The organism is Serratia proteamaculans (genome assembly GCF_013337185.1).
GTDB lineage: Bacteria > Pseudomonadota > Gammaproteobacteria > Enterobacterales > Enterobacteriaceae > Serratia > Serratia proteamaculans_D.
The window spans coordinates 1291738-1314063 of the sequence record NZ_SWDE01000001.1 but is presented as its reverse complement, the minus strand read 5'-3'; the positions used below and the strand labels follow the sequence as shown (position 1 = coordinate 1314063).

Sequence of the window (22326 nt, the reverse complement as noted above, 5' to 3'; positions counted from 1 at the left end):
TCAGACTGCCAGCGCGTGAAGCCCCAGTGCTTGCGCGCAGGCATCTATCGAACGCTGCTGCGTTTGCTGATATAACGCCAATTCATCGATCACTTCTGCACCCAATGCCAGTTCAAATGCCGCCCTGCTTGAGGCTGCGTTGTACTGAGTGTGCCCGCTGTCGCCCAAATTCGATTGGAAAATGCCTGCGGCACTGACTGGCAGAAAATCTTCATAGACCAGCGGCTGAAAGCGAATGTATTCCTGGGCGATCAGCTGTTCCAGTGTGCTGTGTTGATCCAGGGTTTCCTTGGCCGCCAGCCCACACTCGGTCGGGAAATAGCGGAACCAGGCCAACTGTTGCTCACGCAGGGTGGCGTAATCATCTGGAAACGCCTGGAAATTTTCCGCCAGCAACTGATTGTAGCGGTCAGCATTTTTTTCACTCGGCGGTGCCTGCAATGCGTCGTTGGTAGCCTGTAGCAGGCGATCGTACAGTGCACGGCCTTTGGTTGTCAGCGCGACACCGCGTTGCTCAATCTCGCCGAAGCGCGCAGTGTGGTGCCCGGCAACGGCGCTACCGTCATGTTCAACAAAGTCGACGTTTTCTTCCAGCGCTTTGAAACTGGTCTGGCGCAGCAGAATAGGGCGGCGACGTGGTGGCGGGCCCTCAATCACGGCTTTAGGGGTGATACCTCGGCCGGGCATGGCCATTTGGACACGGTCAATATCGAGAGTGCGTGGCGTCAGATGGTTGATATGCGGGCCTTTAAAGGCCACTACGTCGGCGATCAGACGGTGCTGGTCGTGCAACTGCTGATATTCGGCTGCGCTAACCGTCGCCCGGCTGTGCCAGCGGAAGGTTTCCAGTGCCTGTTCGACAAATTCATCCGCCTGACTGTCGTCCAGTCCGCCCTGAGCTTCTTGCAGTACGATCAGTTCAAGTGCCCGTTCAGTAAATATACGGCGACGAGCCAACAGGCGTTGCGCCAGTTCGCGCAGTTCCGGGTTTTCAATCAGTTCCAGCCGCAATAAAGAGGTGAATACCCGGAATGGACTGATCTGTAGCGCATCCTCATGTTCTGCCCGAAATGCGGTAGAGTGAACCGGAACCCCGGCCACGGCCAGATCGTAATAGCCCACCGGAGACATGCCCATCACGTTAAACAGCCGTCGCAGGGTGGAAAGTTCCTCTGCGGTGCCAACCCGAATGGCCCCGTGGCGCTCCATGGCCAGCCGTTCGACTTCGCCGGTAATTTGTAATTGATGAGCCAATGCGGCATCTTCGCGCAGGACCTGTCGGTTGGTTTCCGCTACCAGTTCGAGTAAATCGCCATACAGAGGTACCTCTTTCTGGTACATATCTGACATGGCGTGGGAGAATCTGGCGCGGATTTCATTCGGTGAGACGAACTGCTGGGCGGTCATGCGCATAGCTCCTTTATTCAGTATAATCTGAAAAATATCATTCTTGGCGGCAAACGTGCTGGTTGAAAGGCCATTCGCCTTGTTTTCACCTCAAGTTTAGCTAGGTCGATTAGGTTTTGTTATAGCCTGGGCAAGCATATTAGATTTTTATGCGTTAGCTCTCATTTGAGCAGCGAATAACGGAAAGTACGGCCGTCCAGAAGGCAACAACGCTAAAGGTTTTAAGTAAAAAAAGATAAATTAATCCATTAATAATCATGGGCATAAAAATAAATATGGCGAAATGGTAAAAACAGGCCAATAAACCTCTTGTGCAAAAGATAGATTTATGAGTAAATGCAAGTCGGCCTGTGATACAGACCTATTTATGTTCGAGTTTAGAATTAAGCAGTTCCTCCAAAAACGTTATCATCTGATTCCGCTTCAAAGACGAACCTTCTAAGTACCTCCCATAAGTAATGTTTCTAAGAACGGCCAAAATTGCCTTATGGCATGTTTTGTATATATATTTAAAAGGTAAATAAGTAATGTCTAAGAAGACGGGTCAAGTGAAGTGGTTCAATGAAAGCAAAGGTTTTGGTTTTATTGAACAGAACGACGGTGGTAAAGATGTATTCGTACACTTCTCCGCAATCGCGACCGACGGTTTCAAAACTTTGGCTGAAGGCCAGCGTGTTGAGTACACCGTAGAAGACAGCCAGCGCGGGCCGGCTGCCGCCAACGTTGTTGCTCTGTAAATAAACAGGGAATAACGTAAAGAGATCTTAATACAACCATGATAAGGCGTTTGCGCCGATTCATTGCGGAAGATATTAAGTTCAACAAGCCCGCCAGAGTGCGGGTTTTTTATTTTTTGCTCACGAGAGGTTTGTTACGAAAAACTTTAGGATGGGCTGGTAGCGTCCAACAATAATAAAAATGACGTTGTTAAGGATGCTCAAGTAAAAGGATATAAGTTATGTTTAAAAATACTGTGTTACAAATGGGCCGTGTGAAATGGTTTGATCAGGCTGCAGGCTATGGTTTTATTTCACCGGTAGATGGTAGCGACGAAATTTATGTAAGCCGTCGTTCTATCGCCAATACTAAAAATAAATCGTTAAACGAAGGTCAGAACGTTGAGTTCTCGATCTATCGCAGCTCCCACGGGCTGTCAGCGGCAGACGTTATCGCGTTCTGACCCACCCCCTTCCTCGCCAGTGCCGGTGCCGCCACCCCAAGCACTGGCGAAGATAAATTCCCCGATATCCACTATTATCAAGCGATTGCTCAATCACTTCGGATGTCAGGATGAACACCCCAGTTATTTCTCTTGCTGCCGCTCGTGCGATCCACCTCGCCGCGCAGGGGCTGCTATCCCCGATGAAACGCAAAGCCAGGCCCGACGACGTGGTTGCCGCCATTACACGTATGGGTTTACTGCAAATCGATACCATCAGCGTGGTCGCACGCAGCCCCTATCTGGTGCTGTTCAGCCGCCTGGGCGACTACCGGCCGGAATGGCTGGAACAGGCACTGGCTGGCCGCCAGCTGTTTGAGTACTGGGCGCACGAGGCCTGCTTTTTACCCATAGAGGATTTTGGCTTGCTGCGTCATCGAATGCTACAGCCGCAAGGCATGGGCTGGAAGTATTCCGAACAGTGGATGCAGGAACATCAGGCGGCAATAGATGCCCTGTTACAACATATTGAAACCGCTGGTCCGGTGCGTTCGGCGGATTTCAGCGCCGAGAAGAAGGGCAACAGCGGCTGGTGGGATTGGAAGCCGGAAAAACGCCATCTCGAAATCCTGTTCACTGCCGGTAAATTGATGGTAGCCGAACGGCGCAATTTCCATCGCGTTTACGATCTGACGGAAAGATTATTACCTGACTGGGATGATAGTCGGGATGTATTATCTGTCGATGATGCACGGCAGGAAATGCTCAGCCGCAGCTGTCGTTTCCTGGGTATCTTCAGAGCCGAATGGCTGGCAGATTACTACCGTTTGAAGCGGGTTGCGCCGAAAGCGCTACTGGCGTCGTTGCAACATCAGGGCGAAGTGCTGCCCGTGAGGATCGACGGTTTGGACGGGGAGTTTTACGTGCACCATTCGCTGGCGGCAGAGCTGCAGCTGGCAGAGCAAGGAGCGTTAAAATCCAGCGTGACCACTTTGCTTTCTCCATTCGACCCGGTGGTTTGGGATCGCCGTCGTGCGTTGGAGCTTTTCAACTTTGATTATCGTTTGGAATGCTACACGCCGAAAGAAAAACGGCAGTATGGTTACTTTACGCTACCGGTGTTGCAACGCGGTGAGTTGATTGGCCGCATCGATGCAAAAATGCATCGTCGTCAGGGCATTTTCGAAATCATCAGTTTCCACCCACAGGCCAAGGTTCGCTTTGGTAAGCAACGTGTGCAGGATATTCGGCAGGCAATCACCCGCAGTGCAAAATGGCACGGTGCGTCACAGGTTGTTTTGGGGGATATTCCGGCGGTGCTGGCCCACGAGTGGGGAACTGGCTGGCAAGTGGAATAACGAACGGCGTTGTCGGCTTGGGTAAAACGAATGTTCAGCGCCGTTCGTTACAAGGGGGGCCTCAGTTGCTGAAGTTGGCAAACAGGGCGATGATTTTATGAAGACGTTTGATCATGAGAATGTCTTTTTGTGACTTGCATCACAAAATTCTACGCCTGCACCGGGGGCAATTCAATCCCTCTGACAGATTAAAATGCAGCGACAACACAGCCGGTGATTAACCTGGCGCATAGCGTTATGCTATCCTCACGCACTTTCCTGACGTTAAATCTCCACCCTGGAGGAAGCATGGATCACCGTTTACTCGAAATCGTCGCCTGCCCGGTCTGCACCGGTAAGCTTTATTTCAATAAAGAAAACCAGGAATTGGTCTGCAAAGTGGATGGCCTGGCCTATCCGTTGCGTGACGGCATTCCCGTGCTGTTGGAAAATGAAGCGCGAGCGCTGTCATTGGATGAGAAACACGCATGAGTTTTATCGCTATTATTCCAGCCCGTTATGCATCAACCCGTTTACCGGGCAAACCGCTGGCCGATATCCACGGCAAGCCGATGGTGCTGCACGTAATGGAGCGCGCACGCGAGTCGGGTGCCAGTCGCGTTATTGTCGCGACCGATCACCCGGCGGTGGCCGAAGCGGTCAAAGCGGCAGGCGGTGAAGTCTGCATGACCCGGGCCGATCACAATTCCGGTACCGAGCGTTTGGCAGAGGTGATCGAGCATTATGGTTTTGCTGATGACGAAATCATCGTTAACGTTCAGGGTGACGAGCCACTGATCCCACCGGTGATTGTGCGTCAGGTAGCTGAAAATCTGGCGGGCAGTCAGGCCGGGATGGCCACCCTGGCGGTGCCGATCGAAAGCGCAGAAGAAGCGTTTAACCCCAATGCGGTCAAAGTGGTGATGGATGCGCAGGGTTATGCGCTCTATTTCTCACGCGCCACCATTCCATGGGATCGCGAACGTTTTGCCCAATCCAAAGAAAGCATCGGTGATAGCCTGTTGCGCCATATAGGTATTTACGCCTATCGCGCCGGTTTTGTTCGCCGTTACGTGACCTGGGCACCAAGCCAATTGGAGCAAATTGAGCTGCTGGAACAGTTGCGGGTGCTGTGGTACGGCGAAAAAATTCACGTGGCGGTTGCCAAGGCAATGCCGACCGTGGGTGTCGATACGCCAGAAGATTTGCAGCGCGTACGCGACAGTATCAAAGGCTGAGCATTGAACGTCGGCGCGTCACGCAACGCGCCGGCGACATAATTTCCCATCTTTATATCCCCATTTTGTTGATCTGCGTTGAAGAATTTTTCTGCTCAGCGTTCGATGATGTCAGCGTCTCTTCTCTTTCTCTTGAGGCTATTCCCTTATGGAGCAGTTACGCGCCGAACTGAGTATTGTGCTGGGTGAATCCATCAGCCGGCTGGAACGCGTCAGCGAACAACCTTATGCCCACATGTATTCACTGTATGACCAACAGGGCCACGCGATCCCGCTGATGGCGAAAAGCTTTGTCTGCCAGGGCATTGCCCAACAGGAGGCTTACAAGTTATCGATGCTGTCGCGTGAAGGGGATATCCGCTTGCCGACGGTGTATGGCGTGGTCTATACCCACCAGGCACCTTATAAAGAAATATTGTTGATCGAGCGCTTGCGTGGCGTATCCGTAGAGGCCCCTACGCGCACGCCGAACCGATGGAATACGCTGATGGAGCAGATTGTCGATGGCGTATTGGCCTGGCACCGCATTGACAGTCACGGTTGCGTGGGCACGGTAGACAGCACCCAGGAGAACGACTGGTTCTGTTGGTATCAACAGCGGGTCGAAGTGCTATGGTCAACCTTGAGTAATCTCAATTCACCGCTGCTGACAATGGATGACCGCCGCTTGTTGTACCGCACCCGTGAAGCATTGACTCATTTTTTTGTCGGCTTCGACGATCCTTGCGTATTGGTGCACGGTAACTTGTCGCTGCGCAGTATGTTGAAAGATCCGAAAAGCGATCAACTTTTGGCGATGCTCAACCCCGGAATGATGCTGTGGGCACCGCGTGAATATGAGTTATTCAGGTTATGTGAAGCGGGAATGCCGAGCCAGTTGCTGTTTTATTATTTGCAACGAGCGCCGGTAGCGGAGTCCTTCCTGATGCGGCGTTGGTTGTATGTGGTATGGGAAGCGGTAGGGCGGTTGATTCATACCGGCAAACTGGAGCGGCAGCCATTTGACTATGCGTCCAAACAACTGCTGCCCTGGATTACCGGTTAACGCCGACTAGTCGACAGATACCTCATCGGACCCTTTCAGCCTTTGCCACAGGCTGCCCAGCGTTTCATACCAGGCCCGTTCGCTGTGGCCGAGGAACATCGCCGACGGCACTACGCGATCCCAGATATTCAATCGTGAACTGATAGCCAACTGATTGGCCGGCGCTGGGATCGGGTGCAGTCCCTTGGCTTCAAAGAAGCGCATGGCGCGCGGTAAATGATTGGCTGAAGTCACCAGAATAAACGGCTGCTGGCCGACCAGCTTCGACACCTGCAATGCCTCCTGCTCGGTATCCAACGGGCGATCCAACAGAACGATATCACCGCGGGGGACTCCCAGACTCTCCGCCACCTGCGCAGCGGTCGCCGCATTACTCAGGGTTTTAGGACTCCCGGCACCGGTGAACACCATTTTCGCTCCTGGGTGGGCGAGATATAAGCGCACACCTTCCGTGACTCGTGGCAGGCTATTGCCGATCAGATTGGAACTGGGTGCCCAATCCGGATTAAAGGTATAGCCGCCGCCCAGCACCACGATATAATTCACCGGGTCATTGCCACGATAGGTGACATACTCCGATTCTATCGGGCGCAGTAACCTGTCGGCCACCGGCTGCAGGCTGAAAAGCAGTAAAAACAGCCAGCTCAGCGTGAAAATGACCTTGCCGCTTTTTTGCCAACGGGTGAACCACAGCAGTAACAGCGCCAGTCCCATCAGCAGCAACAGCGCAGGCAACGGCATTAAAATGGCGCCAATGAACTTTTTCAGGTTAAACAGCATCAAAAATCAGGTCCTTTTGGGCGAAAAAACGACATCCGGGCACAATCAGGCCGCAAGAAGATTCATTCTAAGCCAGTCTGTGCCAAAATAGCAGGTTTGAATGGGCTGGTACTTTGCCCCCAGCCGGATAAGATCAGCGGAGCCGTTGTCCATGCAGGATCGCAATTTTGACGATATTGCTGAAAAGTTTGCGCGTAATATTTACGGCACCACCAAAGGGAAAATCCGCCAGGCGGTAGTTTGGCAGGATCTGACCACGCTGTTGGCCCAGTTGCCGCAGCGGCCGCTGCGCATTCTGGATGCCGGCGGTGGCGAAGGCCATATGGCCTGCCAATTGGCAGAATTAGGACATCAGGTGTTGTTGTGCGATCTTTCTGGTGAGATGATCCAACGCGCCGCGTTGCTGGCTGAGCAGAAAGGTGTGAGCCAGAACATGCAATTCATACAAAGTTCAGCTCAGGATATTGGTCAACACTTGGAACAGCCGGTTGATCTGATATTGTTCCATGCGGTGCTTGAATGGATCGCCGAACCTGAGGCTGCGTTGCAGGCGTTATTTCATTGCCTGCTGCCGGGTGGCGCATTGTCATTGATGTTCTTTAACGCCAATGGCCTCTTGATGCGTAACGTGGTGTTGGGTAATTTCCAACTGGTGAACCCAGAGGTCAGAAGACGCAGAAAGCGTTCGTTGTCGCCGCAGTATCCGCATAGTCCGCCGCAGGTGTACGGCTGGCTGGAACAGTTGGGCATGCGCATCAGCGGGAAAACCGGCGTGCGGGTGTTCCACGACTATCTGCAGAGCAGGCAGTTACAGACACAAAAATTTGAAGAGTTACTGGCGCTTGAACAGCACTATTGCCGGCAGGAGCCGTACGTGAGTTTGGGGCGCTATATTCACGTCATGGCGCATAAACCAAACCTGAAGGACGAACTATGAGTGAATTTTCCCAGACAGTACCCGAACTGGTCGCCTGGGCACGGAAAAATGATTTCTCTATTTCGCTCCCTACGGAGCGTCTCGCGTTTTTGCTTGCCATCGCCACTTTGAACGGCGAGCGGCTGGACGGCGAGATGAGCGAAGGTGAGCTGGTTGATGCATTTCGCCATGTCAGCAAGGGTTTCGAACAGACGCATGAAACGGTGGCCGTGCGCGCCAACAATGCGATTAACGACATGGTGCGCCAGCGCCTGTTAAACCGTTTTATCAGCGAACAGGCGGACGGTAACGCGATTTACCGTCTGACGCCGCTGGGCATCGGTATCACCGATTACTATATCCGTCAGCGCGAATTCTCCACGCTGCGTTTGTCGATGCAGCTGTCAATTGTGGCGCAGGAGCTCAAACGCGCTGCCGACGCCGCCGATGAGGGCGGTGATGATTTCCACTGGCACCGTAACGTGTTTGCACCGCTGAAATATTCGGTGGCGGAAATCTTCGACAGTATCGATTTGACCCAGCGGATTATGGATGAACAACAGCAGGGCGTGAAGGACGACATCGCAGCGCTGCTGAACAAAGACTGGCGTGCGGCGATCTCCAGCTGTGAGATGCTGTTGTCCGAAACCTCGGGTACCCTGCGCGAACTGCAGGATACGCTGGAGGCGGCGGGCGATAAACTGCAGGCCAACCTGTTGCGTATTCAGGATGCCACGCTGGGTGGAGCAGAACTGGGCTTCATCGACAAACTGGTGTTCGACCTGCAAAGCAAGCTTGACCGCATAATCAGTTGGGGCCAGCAGGCGATTGACCTGTGGATTGGCTACGACCGCCACGTGCATAAATTTATCCGTACCGCGATCGACATGGACAAGAACCGGGTATTTGCCCAGCGTTTGCGTCAGTCGGTGCAAAACTATTTCGACAACCCATGGACACTGACCCATGCCAATGCCGACCGTCTGCTGGATATGCGAGACGAAGAACTGGCGTTGCGCAGCGAGGAAGTGACCGGGGAACTGCCGCCGGATCTGGAGTTCGAAGAGTTCAGCGAAATCCGCGAGCAGCTGGCGGCAATGATCGAACAGGCACTGAAGATTTATCAGGAACAACAGATGCCGCTCAATTTAGGGGCGGTAATGCGCGATTATCTGGCGCAATATCCGCGTGCTCGTCATTTCGATGTGGCACGTTTAGTGGTCGACCAGGCAGTGCGCCTTGGTGTGGCTGAAGCAGATTTTTCAGGGTTGCCGGCACAGTGGCAGGCAATCAATGATTACGGAGCCAAGGTCCAGGCCCATGTCATCGACAAATATTGAACAAATAATGCCAGTCAAGCTGGCCAAGGCATTGTCTAACGCGCTGTTCCCGGCGCTGGACAGCCAACTGCGTGCGGGTCGTCACATCGGTATCGATGAACTGGACAACCACGCTTTCTTAATGGATTTCCAGGATGAACTGGAAGAATTCTACACCCGCTACAGCGTAGAGCTGATCCGCGCGCCGGAAGGATTCTTCTACCTGCGTCCACGCTCTACCACGCTGATCCCGCGTTCGGTACTGTCCGAGCTGGATATGATGGTGGGGAAAATTCTGTGCTTTCTGTATCTCAGTCCGGAGCGTCTGGCGCATGAGGGCATTTTCAGCCATCAGGAGCTGTACGACGAACTGCTAAGCCTGGCGGACGAGAGCAAATTGCTGAAGTTCGTTAATCAGCGCTCTACCGGTTCGGATCTTGATCGCCAGAAGCTGCATGAAAAAGTACGTACTTCACTGAACCGCCTGCGTCGTTTGGGCATGGTCTATTTCATGGGCAACGACAGCAGCAAATTCCGTATTACCGAGGCGGTGTTCCGCTTTGGCGCCGATGTACGCAGCGGCGACGATCCGCGTGAAGCGCAGTTGCGTATGATCCGCGACGGCGAAGCAATGCCGGTTGAAAACAGCCTGTTGCTGAATGATGAGAGCGATGCAGAAGACGCGGCGCCTGATACCACACCGGACAGTGCAGAGGATGAACAGGAATGATTGAACGCGGTAAATTTCGCTCGCTGACGTTGGTTAACTGGAACGGCTTCTTTGCCCGCACCTTTGATCTCGATGAGTTGGTGACCACGCTGTCCGGCGGTAACGGGGCAGGGAAATCCACTACCATGGCGGCCTTCGTCACTGCGCTGATCCCCGATTTGACGCTGTTGCACTTTCGTAACACCACTGAAGCCGGCGCCACCAGCGGCTCACGCGACAAAGGCCTGCACGGTAAACTGCGCGCCGGGGTATGTTATTCGACTCTTGACGTGCTCAACTCGCGCCACCAACGTGTGGTCGTTGGTGTTCGTCTGCAGCAGGTCGCCGGCCGTGACCGCAAGGTCGACATCAAGCCGTTCGTGATCCAGGGCCTGCCGACGGCCGTGCAGCCGACGGAGCTTTTGACCCAAACGGTAGGTGAGCGCCAGGCGCGCGTACTGTCGCTGCAGGAACTGAAAGATCGCGTCGAAGAGATGGAAGGGGTGCAGTTCAAGCAGTTTAACTCCATCACCGATTACCACTCACTAATGTTCGATCTGGGCGTGATCCCGAAACGCCTGCGTTCATCGTCCGATCGCAGCAAGTTCTATCGTCTGATTGAAGCCTCGCTGTACGGCGGTATTTCCAGCGCCATCACCCGCTCGCTGCGCGACTACCTGTTGCCGGAAAACAGCGGTGTGCGCAAGGCCTTCCAGGACATGGAAGCGGCGCTGCGTGAAAACCGCATGACGCTGGAAGCGATCCGCGTGACCCAATCCGACCGCGACCTGTTCAAACATTTGATTTCCGAGGCCACCTCTTACGTGGCGGCGGACTACATGCGTCATGCCAATGAGCGGCGCATTCATTTGGACGGGGCACTGGCGCTACGCAGCGATCTGCTGGGCAGTCGCAAACAGTTGGCCGCCGAGCAATTCCGTCATGTTGAAATGGCGCGTGAACTGGCGGAGCAAAGCGGTGCGGAATCCGATCTGGAAACCGATTATCAGGCCGCCAGCGATCACCTGAATCTGGTACAAACGGCGATGCGTCAGCAGGAAAAGATCGAGCGTTATGAAGGCGATCTGGAAGAGCTGACCTACCGACTGGAAGAACAGAATGAAGTGGTTGCGGAGGCCAGCGAACAACAGGCCGAAAACGAAGCGCGTGCCGAGGCCGCCGAACTGGAAGTGGATGAGCTGAAAAGCCAACTCGCCGACTACCAGCAGGCGCTCGACGTGCAGCAGACCCGCGCCATTCAGTATCAGCAGGCGTTGCAAGCGTTGGAACGTGCTCGCGCGTTGTGCCAACTGCCGGAACTGACCGCCGAAAATGCCGAACACTGGCTGGATACTTTCCAGGCGCGTGAGCAGGAAGCCACAGAAGCGCTGCTGATGCTTGAGCAAAAACTGAGCGTGGCCGACGCCGCGCACGGTCAGTTTGAACAGGCTTACCAACTGGTGGGTAAAATCGCCGGCCAGGTCAACCGCAGCGAAGCCTGGCAGTGTGCGCGCGAATTGCTGCGCGACTGGCCATCACAGCAACACCTTGCCGAACGCGTGCAACCCTTGCGTATGCGCCTGAGCGAGCTGGAACAGCGTCTGCGCTCCCAGCAGGACGCCGAGCGTCTGCTGCAGGAGTTCTGTAAACGCCATGGACAGCAGTATCAGCCGGACGAACTTGATGCTCTGCAACAAGAACTGGAAGAGCGTCTGGAATCGCTGTCGCAGGGCGTTAGCGATGCCGGTGAGCGTCGGATGGAAATGCGCCAGGAACTGGAGCAAATTCAGCAACGCATCCGCGAACTGACCACCCGCGCACCTGTCTGGTTGGCCGCGCAGGATGCTCTGAGCCAGCTTGGCGAGCAAAGCGGTGAAGCGCTTGAAAGCAGCCAGCAGGTGACTGAATACATGCAGCAACTGCTGGAGCGCGAACGTGAAACTACCGTTGAGCGTGACGAAGTGGCTGCCGGTAAACGTGCTGTTGAAGCGCAAATTGAACGTCTCAGCCAGCCTGGCGGTGCCGAAGATCAGCGTCTGGTCACGCTGGCCGAACGTTTTGGTGGCGTGCTGCTGTCCGAAATCTACGACGACGTCACCATCGACGATGCACCGTATTTCTCCGCCTTGTACGGCCCGTCGCGCCACGCCATCGTGGTGCCGGATCTGTCGTTGGTGCGTGAGATGCTGGAAGGGTTGGAAGACTGCCCGGAAGATCTCTATCTGATCGAAGGGGATCCGCAGTCGTTCGATGACAGCGTATTCGCCGTCGAAGAACAAGACCGCGCGGTGTTGGTTAAAACTGCCGAGCGCCAGTGGCGTTACTCACGTTACCCGGCAGTGCCGCTGTTTGGCCGTGCCGCACGTGAGAATCGCCTGGAAATATTGCATGCCGAGCGGGAAAAGTTGGCAGAGCGTTATGCCACACTGTCGTTCGACGTGCAGAAAACCCAGCGTTCGCACCAGGCCTTCAGCCGCTTTATCGGTAACCATCTGGCGGTAGCCTTTGACGCCGATCCGGAAGCCGAGATCCGTGGCCTCAATACCCGCCGTGGTGAAATCGAACGTGCGCTGAATAACCATGAAGCGCAGAACCAGCAGCAGCGTCAGCAGTACGATCAGGCGAAAGAGGGCATTTCTGCACTGAACCGTCTGACGCCGCTGGTTTCATTGCTAAACGATGAAACCCTGCAGGATCGGGTGGAAGAAATCCGTGAAGAGCTGGAAGAGGCGCAGGATGCCGCGCGTCATATTCAGCAGCACGGCGTTTCCCTGACCAAGCTGGAGCCGCTGCTGTCGGTACTGCAGAGCGATCCGCAGCAGCATGAGCAGTTGCAGCAGGATTACACTCAGGCGCAGAGCGTGCAGCGTCAGGCCAAGCAGCAGGCGTTTGCCCTGATTGAAGTGGTGCAGCGTCGCGCGCACTTCAGCTATACCGACTCTGCCGGCATGCAAAATGCCAATAACGATCTGAACGACAAGCTGCGCCAGCGTCTGGAACATGCGGAAGCGGAACGTACCCGTGCCCGTGAGCAACTGCGCCAGTATCAGACCCAGTTCACCCAGTACAGCCAGGTGTTGGCATCGCTGAAAAGCTCGTATGACGCCAAGCGCGACATGCTCAAAGAGCTGAGCCAGGAACTGGTAGACATCGGTGTGCAGGCGGATGCCAATGCCGAAGCCCGTGCGCGCACTCGTCGTGATGAATTGCATACGGCCCTGAGCACCAACCGCGCGCGCCGAAACCAACTGGAAAAACAGCTGACCTTCTGCGAAGCGGAAATGGACAGTCTGCAGAAGAAACTGCGCAAGCTGGAGCGCGATTATTATCAACTGCGCGAGCAGGTGGTCACCGCCAAGGCGGGTTGGTGCGCCGTGATGCGCCTGGTGAAAGACAATGGCGTTGAACGTCGTCTGCACCGCCGCGAACTGGCCTATATGGACGGTGACGAGCTGCGCTCAATGTCGGATAAGGCGCTCGGTGCGCTGCGTCTGGCGGTGTCGGATAACGAACACCTGCGCGATGTGCTGCGCCTGTCGGAAGATCCCAAGCGTCCGGAACGCAAGATCCAGTTCTATATTGCGGTCTATCAGCATCTGCGCGAGCGTATTCGTCAGGATATCATCCGTACCGACGATCCGGTTGAAGCCATCGAACAGATGGAGATCGAACTGGGCCGCCTGACCGAAGAGTTGACCGCGCGTGAGCAGAAGCTGGCAATCAGCTCCAAGAGCGTGGCGAACATCATTCGCAAAACCATCCAGCGCGAACAGAACCGTATCCGCATGCTCAACCAGGGCCTGCAGGCGGTTTCCTTCGGACAGGTGAAGAGCGTGCGGTTGAACGTCAACGTGCGTGAAGCGCATGCGACGCTGCTGGACGTGCTTTCCGAACAACAGGAACAGCATCAGGACTTGTTCAACAGCAACCGACTGACCTTCTCGGAAGCCTTGGCCAAGCTGTATCAGCGTCTGAACCCACAGATTGATATGGGGCAGCGTACGCCACAGACCATTGGTGAAGAGCTGCTGGATTATCGCAACTACCTGGAGCTGGAAGTGGAAGTCTTCCGCGGCTCTGATGGTTGGCTGCGTGCAGAGAGTGGCGCGTTATCGACCGGTGAAGCGATCGGTACCGGGATGTCGATTTTGGTCATGGTGGTACAGAGCTGGGAAGAAGAGTCGCGCCGTCTGCGCGGTAAAGATATTTCTCCTTGCCGGCTGTTGTTCCTCGATGAAGCGGCGCGACTGGATGCCAAATCCATCGCTACGCTGTTCGAGCTGTGCGATCGTCTGGAAATGCAGCTGATCATCGCAGCACCGGAAAATATCAGCCCGGAAAAAGGCACGACTTATAAACTGGTGCGTAAAGTGTTCCAGAATCATGAACATGTACACGTAGTAGGGCTGCGCGGTTTTGCCAATGAGCCGCCGGTTCTGGGTGTTACTGCGGCAGAAACGCCGTAAACGCAAAAAAAGCCCGCTAATAATCTGAAAATAGCCGCCCAAGGGTGGCTATTTTTTTGTGCGGGAGGATGATAGTCCTGCTTTTTTCTGCGCTGAAAACCGAGTAGCCTAATGAAATAACAGTTATTCATAGGCACCCAAAGGGCAAAATGGCTTTTCTGTTCGTATACTGAAACTAATAAGTTGTCTTGGTTATATTTTTTGTGAGCATACAGGGGGCAATGGATGTTGCTTAGAAATGGAAACACTGTACGGCGGCTGGCGTTAAGTTGCGCAATCGCATGTGGTCTTGCGTCGTCTTTACCCGTATGGGCAACCGTTCCTGCGTTTCCGGTAGCGTCATCCGGCATGTCAGTGGCGCAAAGCCGTTCGGAAATAGTGGCGGCATTACCGAAAGGTATCACACCCTATTATCTTTCGACGCTGGCTCCTTTGTACGCGGCGAACCGGATGCAATTGATGTGGCAGGATCGCGAAGCGGTTCAGCAATTTCAGCAGCAACTGGCCGAGTTGGCGATGTCCGGCGTACAGCCGCAGTTTACCCAATGGGTGAAGCTGTTGACCAACCCGGCAATTACCGACGTGGCGCGCGATGTGGTGCTGTCTGATGCGATGCTGGGCTATTTGCAGTTCGTTTCGTCCATCGGTGCCAACGGTAATAATTGGCTCTACAGCAATATTCCCTACAAACTCGGTCTGCCGCCCAATACGGTGATTAACCAGTGGCAGCTGGCGGTGCGTCAGGGCAAAACGCTGGCTTATGTCAACAAGCTGGCACCGCAGCACCCGCAATACGTCAAGATGCATCAGGCCCTGCGGGACATGCTGGCCGATGGCCGTCCGTGGCCGCAAATGGCCAATGGTCCAAGCCTGCGCCCCGATCAACTGAGCGATGATATCCCAGCCTTGCGTGAGATCCTGGCGCGTAACGGCATGCTGACGCCTTCTACGGCACCGGTGGAAGCGCAGGATCCCCCTGCGGTTTTGACCGGTTCGCGTAATGAGCCTGACGATGGTGGCCTGTCGGTTGATGAAGAAAAAAGTCGCGAGAGCCAGAGTGCCGTTGTCAGCCCGGCCGCCGCTCCTGTCAAAGATCTGGTCCCAACGCCGCAATCGCCTTTTTCGCAGCAACAGGAAAGCCCGGTTACCGTCACCGATAATCGCTATACCCCCGATCTGGTCGAAGGCGTTAAGCGCTTCCAGAAATGGCAGGGGCTGAGTGCTGACGGCGTGATTGGCGTTCGCACTCGCGAGTGGCTTAACGTAACGCCGCAAATGCGCGCCTCGCTGTTGGCACTGAATATCCAGCGTTTACGGATACTGCCCGGCCATGTTGATACCGGTATTATGGTTAACATTCCCAACTACTCGTTGACCTACTATCAGAACGGCAATGAAGTGCTTTCCTCGCGGGTGATCGTTGGTCGACCTAGCCGCAAGACGCCGTTAATGAGCAGTGCGCTGAATAATGTGGTGGTGAACCCGCCGTGGAACGTACCTACTACGCTGGTGCGTGAAGATATCGTACCGAAGGCGATGCGTGACGGCAGCTACTTCCAGAAGCATGGCTATACCGTGCTTTCGGGCTGGAGCAACGATGCCGAAGTGATTAACCCGGCGATGATCGATTGGAATATGGTGTCGGCCCGCAATTTCCCGTACCGGATCCGTCAATCACCAGGCGCGACCAATTCATTGGGGCGTTTTAAATTCAATATGCCGAGTTCGGACGCTATCTATCTGCACGATACGCCCAACCATAATTTGTTCCAGAAAGACATCCGCGCCTTGAGTTCCGGTTGTGTTCGGGTCAACAAGGCTTCGGATTTGGCGAACATGCTGCTGCAGGATGCCGGCTGGAACAACACTCGTGTTTCTTCCACTCTGAAACAGGGGAATACCACCTTCGTAAATATCCGCCAGCATATTCCGGTTAAATTGTATTATTTAACCGCCTGGGTCTCTGATGATGGAAAGCCACAATTCCGCACAGATATTTACAATTATGATGACACGGTGAGATCGGGCGCACAAATTTTGGCTCAGGCCGAAAAATTAATGCAATAAATGCAGTAATTATAAATAAATAACGGTCAGAATATCGGGCCATGATGCAGGCACTCATTGCGTGAGTGCCTGCAAACCGCGGGACATCACGGGTTGACTCAGCCAGTGTGGGCGGTTATGGTTCGGGCAGTGCGCTGTTTTGTGCATATATTTTGATATTCTTGCCGGGTTTAACAGAAACATGGACAAAATTGATCATCATCGCCGTAAATGGCTGGCGTTAGGTAGCGCCGCCGTAGGCATAGCGCTGCTCCCTGGGCAAGCCTTTGCCAGTCTTTCTACTTCTCGTCCGCGTATTTTGGTTGTAAATAATATGCATACGGGCGAATCGCTTAAAGCCGAATTCTTCGACGGCAAGGGATATAATAAAGACGAGTTAGTCCGTCTTAATCATCTCTTCCGTGATTATCGAGCCAATAAGGTCAAGTCAATCGATCCTCGTCTGTTCGATCATCTCTATCGTCTGCAAGGTCTGTTGGGTACCAACAAGCCGGTGCAGTTGGTTTCAGGTTATCGCTCCCTGGACACCAACAATGAGCTGCGTGAACGCAGTCGCGGTGTGGCCAAACACAGCTACCACACTAAAGGCCAGGCGATGGACTTCCATATCGAAGGCATCCAACTGAGTAATATCCGTAAAGCGGCGTTAAAAATGAGCGCCGGTGGTGTAGGATATTACCCACGTAGCAACTTCGTACACATCGATACCGGCCCGGTGCGGACCTGGTAATCGCTGTGCACCATAAGTGAGTCGCGCCAGCCCGGCAGGGTGTGGCGCCGTTGTCGTTGGAGCCTTATGAAATACCACATTATTCCCGTTACCGCTTTTAGTCAGAACTGCAGCCTGATCTGGTGTGAGAGCACCCAGCAGGCGGCTTTGGTCGATCCCGGCGGTGAACCTGAAAAACTGAAGGCCGAAATAGCCAGGCAGGGCGTAACTGTTACGCAGATCCTGCTGACGCATGGTCATCTCGATCACGTTGGCGCGGCCGCTGAGCTGGCTGAGCATTACCAGGTGCCGATCTACGGCCCGGATAAGAGAGATGCTTTCTGGCTGGACGGGCTGCCTGCGCAGAGCCGCATGTTTGGGCTGGAAGAGTGCGCACCGCTGACGCCTACCCGGTGGCTGGAAGAAGGGGATAGCGTGCAGGTGGGCGAGATGACGCTCAAGGTGCTGCATTGCCCTGGCCATACTCCTGGCCATATCGTGTTTATTAATGAGCGGGCGAGATTGGCGCTGGTGGGCGACGTGCTGTTTAATGGCGGCGTTGGGCGCAGTGATTTCCCACAAGGCGATCACCAGGCGTTAATCAACTCAATCCGCACCAAGCTATTGCCGCAGGGTGATGACATGGCGTTTATTCCAGGTCATGGGCCAATGTCGACCTTCGGTCAGGAACGTGAAACCAACCCGTTCCTGCGTGAAGAGCCGGCCATCTGGTAGGTTATTTCCGGCAGAAATAACTAAGGGGCGCTTTGAGCGCCCCTTTTGCTATGTGTCGCGCGAAGGTTTTACAGCACGGCGACGATGGCTTCGCACAGCGGTGCCATATTGTCCGGTGTCATGCCGGCAACGTTAACGCGACCGGAGTTAACGGCGTAGACGCCAAACTCGTCACGCAGACGCAGCACCTGTTCTTTGGTCAGCCCGCTGAACGAGAACATGCCGTTCTGATTGATGATAAAGCTGAAGTCCTGCTCAGCGCCTTTCTCCTGCAGGGTATTCACGAACAGCTGACGCATACGGTGAATGCGTTGACGCATGTCGGTCAGCTCCTGCTCCCACAGCGCACGTAACGCATCGTCGCCCAGGATGGTTGCCACAATGGCAGCACCGTGTGACGGTGGGTTAGAGTAGTTGGCGCGGATGGCGGCTTTCACCTGGCTGAAGGCGCGGTCGGCGGTTTCTGCATCAGCAGCAACCACCGTGCAGGCACCCACGCGCTCGTTGTAAAGACCGAAATTCTTCGAGTAAGAACTGGCGACGATCAGTTCCTGGTGCTTGGCGGCAAAAATACGCAGGCCCTGGGCATCTTCTTCCAGGCCATTCGCAAAGCCCTGGTACGCGAAGTCGAACAGCGGCAACCAGCCGTTAGCCACAGACAGCTCGGCCAACTGGGCCCACTGCTCTGGCGTTGGGTCGATGCCGGTTGGGTTATGGCAGCAGCCGTGGAACAGCACCACATCGCCGGCCTGAGCCTGTTTCAGGCTGTTTAGCAGACCATCAAAGTCCAGTGCATGATTGGCGGCGTCGTAGTAGGCGTATTCCAACACTTCCAGACCGACCGCACCGAACACGTTGTTGTGGTTCGGCCAGCTTGGGTTGCTGATCCAGATGCGTTTCGCGCTGGTCTGGTTGGCGATGAAGTCAGCTGCTACACGCAGGCCGCCGGTGCCACCAGGAGTTTGTGCGGTGCGCGCACGCTTGTCGGTAATGATTGGGCTTTGTTTGCCGAACAGCAGCTCTTGCGTGCAGTTGGCGAACGCCGGAATACCTTCAATGCCGAGATAGTTTTTGGTGGTCTCATTTTCCAGCAGATACTGTTCAGCTTTTTTAACGCTGGTCAGCACCGGAGTTTTACCGGTTTCATCTTTATAAACGCCAATCCCTAGGTTGATTTTGTTAGGGCGGGCGTCAGCGCGGAAAATGTCGGTCAGACCCAGGATCGGATCGGCAGGTGCAGCAGTGATTTTTTCAAACATGTCAGGTGCTTCCATGGCTCGGAGTTAAGCAGACAGAAGCATCAGGGTAGCGCCAGTTATGCCCTTTGCCAACCGTTTGCGAGAAAAACACCTCGATCTTGTGAAGGACGCATATTCGGCATAAAAAATGAGGGGGAAGGGGGATTTGGCAGGATAAAAAGTTAGGGGAACGCAAAAACAAAAACAGGGCCGAAGCCCTGTTTTTTAACTTGTCCGGCGGTGAACCACCGTTAAGTTTGACAACTTAGAACTGGTAAACCAGGCCTACACCAACGATGTCATCGGTAGCGATGGCATTGGCTTTGGTGAATTCGTTGTCGTCCAGCAGGTTGATTTTATAATCAACATAGGTAGACATGTTTTTGTTGAAGTAGTAAGTGGTACCAACAGAAACATATTTAACCAGGTCGGCATCGCCGCCACCGAAGCTAGAACCGTTCGCGGTACGGCTAGACAGGTTTTTACCTTTAGACTGCAGGTAAGAAACTTCTGGACGCAGACCGAAGTCGAACTGGTACTGTGCAGTCACTTCGAAGTTCTGAGTTTTGTCAGCGATAGTGAAGTCAGATTCGCCGTATGGAGTCATATTACGGGTTTCTGAGTACATGGCTGCCAGGTAAACGTTGTTGGCGTCGTATTTCGCGCCCACAGTCCATGCGTCAGCCTTGTCGCCTTTAGCGGTAGCATTCAGTTTCTGATCGTCTGTACGATTAGAAGATGCATATGCAGCACCGAAGCTTACGCCTTCGCCGATGTCATAAGTAGAAGACAGGCCCCAACCGTCGCCGTTTTGTTTCTTCAGATCACGATCGTCGTTCTGGTTTTTGCCCTGGTACTGAACGGCGAAGTTCAGACCGTCAACCAGACCGAAGAAGTTGTTGTTACGGTAAGTAGCAACGCCGTTGGTACGGCCAGTCATGAAGTTGTCGGTGTAGGTATAAGTATCGCCACCGAACTCTGGCAGCATATCTGTCCAGCCTTCCACGTCGTACAGTACGCCGTAGTTACGGCCGTAGTCGAATGAACCGTAGTCAGCAAATTTCAGACCTGCGAAGCCCAGACGAGTCTTGGTGCCTTCGGTGCCTTGAGATTCAGCGTGGTTAGCCTGAACGTTGTATTCCCACTGGCCGTAACCGGTCAGTTGGTCAGTAATCTGGGTTTCACCTTTGAAGCCGAAACGAACATAGGTCTGATCGCCATCATTACCTTTGTCGTCTGAGAAGTAGTGCAGACCGTCAACTTTACCGTACAGATCCAGTTTGTTGCCGTCTTTGTTGTAGATTTCAGCAGCGTTTGCTGCACCAGCTGCTAACAGAGCCGGGATTACCACTGCAAGAATGTTGCGCTTCATCATTATATTACCCTCATTGGTGTTATTCGGACACCTTTGCCACTGCCGCCAATAATTCTTTTGGAACTATTGTTGATAGATTGGTGTCGTCCTGTGTCTGCACGCAGTGTTCCATTCACTGGCGGGTTAATCTAGAACGAAAATGCTACCAATGTCGCAATGAGGTTTCAAAAAGAAAGTATTTGTAACAAAAAGTAATATTCGGGGAACTTTGTGACGTGGGTCAATATTAAAAAATGCGAAAGGCCAGCAAAGCTGGCCTTGGTTTTGTAACTAAATTAATTAGAAAATGTATTATCTGATTAATTAAAAGGTTGCATTACGTGGCGTCCGCGGGAACGGAATGACATCACGCACGTTTTGCACACCGGTTACATAGGCGATTAAACGCTCAAAACCCAAACCGAAGCCGGCATGAGGTACGGTGCCGTAACGACGCAGATCGCGATACCACCAGTAGTCTTCTTTATTCAGGCCCATGGCTTCCAGACGCTGATCCAGTACGTCCAGACGTTCTTCACGCTGAGCACCGCCGATGATTTCACCAATGCCCGGAGCCAGAACGTCCATTGCGGCAACGGTTTTACCGTCATCGTTCATACGCATATAGAAAGCTTTGATGTCTTTCGGGTAGTTTTTCACCACTACCGGCGCTTTGAAGTGTTTCTCAGCCAGATAACGCTCATGTTCGGAAGACAGGTCGATACCCCAGGAAACCGGATTTTCGAAAGTCTGGCCGGAGGCGATCAGGATTTCTACCGCTTCGGTGTAATCAACCTGAGCAAAATCGGAAGAAACAAAACGCTGCAGGCGGTCGATGGCGTCTTTGTCTACGCGCTCGGCGAAGAACTGCATGTCATCCATACGCTCGTTCAATACGGCCTGGAATACATACTTCAGCATTTTTTCCGCCAACTCGGCGATGTCTTCGAGATCGGCAAACGCCACTTCCGGTTCAATCATCCAAAACTCTGCCAGGTGGCGGCTGGTGTTGGAGTTCTCGGCGCGGAAAGTGGGACCGAAAGTGTAGATTTTCGACAGCGCACAGGCATAGGTCTCGCCGTTCAACTGGCCGGAAACGGTCAGGAAGGCTTCTTTGCCGAAAAAGTCCTGGCTGAAATCGACCGCACCTTTATCGGTACGCGGCAGGTTTTCCAGATCCAGGGTTGAAACGCGGAACATTTCACCGGCGCCTTCGGTATCGGAGGCGGTGATCAGCGGGGTGGAAACCCAGAAGAAGCCGTTCTCGTGATAGAAACGGTGAATGGCCTGTGCCAGCGTATGACGTACGCGGGCAACCGCACCGATCAGATTGGTGCGTGGGCGCAGGTGAGCCACTTCGCGCAGGTATTCAATGCTGTGACGTTTGGCCGCCATCGGATAGGTGTCCGGATCGTCAACCCAGCCAACCACTTTAATCGCGGTTGCCTGCAGTTCGAAACTCTGACCTTCGCCCGGAGATGCCACCACAATGCCGGTGACTTCAATGGAACAGCCGGTGGTCAGATGCAGCACTTCATCCTGATAATTCGGCAGAGAATTATTAACGACGGCCTGTAACGGATCAAAGCAGGAACCGTCATAGACGGCCAGGAAGGAGATACCAGCTTTAGAATCTCTCCGGGTACGCACCCAACCGCGCACGGTGACTTCACTGTCAACCGCAGCACGGCCTTGCAGTACGTCGACTACAGGCACTACGCTCATAGATTTCTCTCTTTAATAATTTGGTTTAGAAATAGCTTATAACCCAAGAATATGGGGATGTTGCTATGTTACTTGGCACGGTGCAGAGCACAAGTAGAAATCGCCGTATCGGCGCAACATTT

18 protein-coding genes are annotated in these 22326 nt (G+C 53.9%); 13 read left to right on the top strand and 5 right to left on the bottom strand.

All coding sequences use genetic code 11. The annotated features are described in order from the left end of the window. Complete coding sequence (gene hglS, locus FCL49_RS06180) at positions 1–1407, bottom strand: 2-oxoadipate dioxygenase/decarboxylase HglS (protein ID WP_153857309.1); 1407 nt, start codon at positions 1405–1407, stop codon at positions 1–3. 527 nt (positions 1408–1934) lie between these two features. Here hglS and cspE point away from each other — a divergent pair. The 6 genes from cspE (at position 1935) to FCL49_RS06150 (ending at position 6186) form a co-directional block, all read left to right on the top strand. Then, a complete protein-coding gene (gene cspE, locus FCL49_RS06175) occupies positions 1935–2144 on the top strand; it encodes a transcription antiterminator/RNA stability regulator CspE (protein ID WP_085116076.1) in 210 nt (69 codons plus the stop codon). Between the two features lie 221 nt (positions 2145–2365). Further along, positions 2366–2587, top strand: a complete 222-nt coding sequence (locus FCL49_RS06170) for a cold-shock protein (protein WP_006320799.1) — start codon at positions 2366–2368, stop codon at positions 2585–2587. A gap of 110 nt (positions 2588–2697) precedes the next feature. Next, positions 2698–3924 (top strand): winged helix-turn-helix domain-containing protein, encoded by a 1227-nt coding sequence (locus FCL49_RS06165; protein ID WP_174352834.1) that lies wholly within the window; start codon positions 2698–2700, stop codon positions 3922–3924. Between the two features lie 288 nt (positions 3925–4212). Next, positions 4213–4395 carry a Trm112 family protein gene (locus FCL49_RS06160; RefSeq protein WP_012006145.1) on the top strand — a complete coding sequence of 61 codons (183 nt, stop codon included), beginning with the start codon at positions 4213–4215 and terminating at the stop codon, positions 4393–4395. Further along, positions 4392–5141 carry a 3-deoxy-manno-octulosonate cytidylyltransferase gene (kdsB, locus tag FCL49_RS06155; protein ID WP_174352833.1) on the top strand — a complete coding sequence of 250 codons (750 nt, stop codon included), beginning with the start codon at positions 4392–4394 and terminating at the stop codon, positions 5139–5141. Before FCL49_RS06160 ends, kdsB begins: the two co-directional genes overlap by 4 nt. Before the next feature lie 148 nt (positions 5142–5289). After that, on the top strand, positions 5290–6186 hold the full coding sequence (locus FCL49_RS06150) for a YcbJ family phosphotransferase (RefSeq protein WP_174352832.1): 897 nt from the start codon (positions 5290–5292) through the stop codon (positions 6184–6186). Positions 6187–6192: 6 nt separating this feature from the next. Here FCL49_RS06150 and elyC read toward each other — a convergent pair whose 3' ends face one another. Further along, entirely contained in the window at positions 6193–6966 is a 774-nt protein-coding gene (gene elyC, locus FCL49_RS06145; protein ID WP_174353475.1) for an envelope biogenesis factor ElyC, read from the bottom strand. A 151-nt stretch (positions 6967–7117) separates the two neighbouring features. Here elyC and cmoM point away from each other — a divergent pair, with 151 nt between their 5' ends. From cmoM to FCL49_RS06110, 7 genes are all read left to right on the top strand, one after another. Next, a complete protein-coding gene (gene cmoM / locus FCL49_RS06140) occupies positions 7118–7903 on the top strand; it encodes a tRNA uridine 5-oxyacetic acid(34) methyltransferase CmoM (RefSeq protein WP_174352831.1) in 786 nt (261 codons plus the stop codon). Further along, positions 7900–9222 (top strand): chromosome partition protein MukF, encoded by a 1323-nt coding sequence (mukF, locus tag FCL49_RS06135; protein WP_135315937.1) that lies wholly within the window; start codon positions 7900–7902, stop codon positions 9220–9222. The genes cmoM and mukF overlap by 4 nt, the downstream gene beginning before the upstream one ends. Further along, on the top strand, positions 9203–9931 hold the full coding sequence (mukE, locus tag FCL49_RS06130; protein ID WP_174352830.1) for a chromosome partition protein MukE: 729 nt from the start codon (positions 9203–9205) through the stop codon (positions 9929–9931). The genes mukF and mukE overlap by 20 nt, the downstream gene beginning before the upstream one ends. Beyond that, positions 9928–14376 carry a chromosome partition protein MukB gene (gene mukB, locus FCL49_RS06125; protein WP_174352829.1) on the top strand — a complete coding sequence of 1483 codons (4449 nt, stop codon included), beginning with the start codon at positions 9928–9930 and terminating at the stop codon, positions 14374–14376. Before mukE ends, mukB begins: the two co-directional genes overlap by 4 nt. A gap of 225 nt (positions 14377–14601) precedes the next feature. Next, a complete protein-coding gene (gene ldtD, locus FCL49_RS06120; protein WP_174352828.1) occupies positions 14602–16443 on the top strand; it encodes a L,D-transpeptidase in 1842 nt (613 codons plus the stop codon). Positions 16444–16624: 181 nt separating this feature from the next. After that, positions 16625–17173, top strand: coding sequence for a YcbK family protein (locus FCL49_RS06115; RefSeq protein ID WP_020826147.1), 549 nt, complete (start codon positions 16625–16627; stop codon positions 17171–17173). A gap of 66 nt (positions 17174–17239) precedes the next feature. Further along, entirely contained in the window at positions 17240–17887 is a 648-nt protein-coding gene (locus FCL49_RS06110; protein WP_174352827.1) for an MBL fold metallo-hydrolase, read from the top strand. A 68-nt stretch (positions 17888–17955) separates the two neighbouring features. On the opposite strand, the gene FCL49_RS06105 is transcribed toward FCL49_RS06110, so the two are convergent. The 3 genes from FCL49_RS06105 to asnS form a co-directional block, all read right to left on the bottom strand. Then, positions 17956–19146 carry an amino acid aminotransferase gene (locus FCL49_RS06105; protein WP_174352826.1) on the bottom strand — a complete coding sequence of 397 codons (1191 nt, stop codon included), beginning with the start codon at positions 19144–19146 and terminating at the stop codon, positions 17956–17958. Positions 19147–19390: 244 nt separating this feature from the next. Next, entirely contained in the window at positions 19391–20500 is a 1110-nt protein-coding gene (gene ompC, locus FCL49_RS06100) for a porin OmpC (protein ID WP_272931544.1), read from the bottom strand. A 303-nt stretch (positions 20501–20803) separates the two neighbouring features. Then, positions 20804–22204 carry an asparagine--tRNA ligase gene (gene asnS, locus FCL49_RS06095; protein WP_153857303.1) on the bottom strand — a complete coding sequence of 467 codons (1401 nt, stop codon included), beginning with the start codon at positions 22202–22204 and terminating at the stop codon, positions 20804–20806. Between the last annotated feature and the right edge of the window lie 122 nt (positions 22205–22326).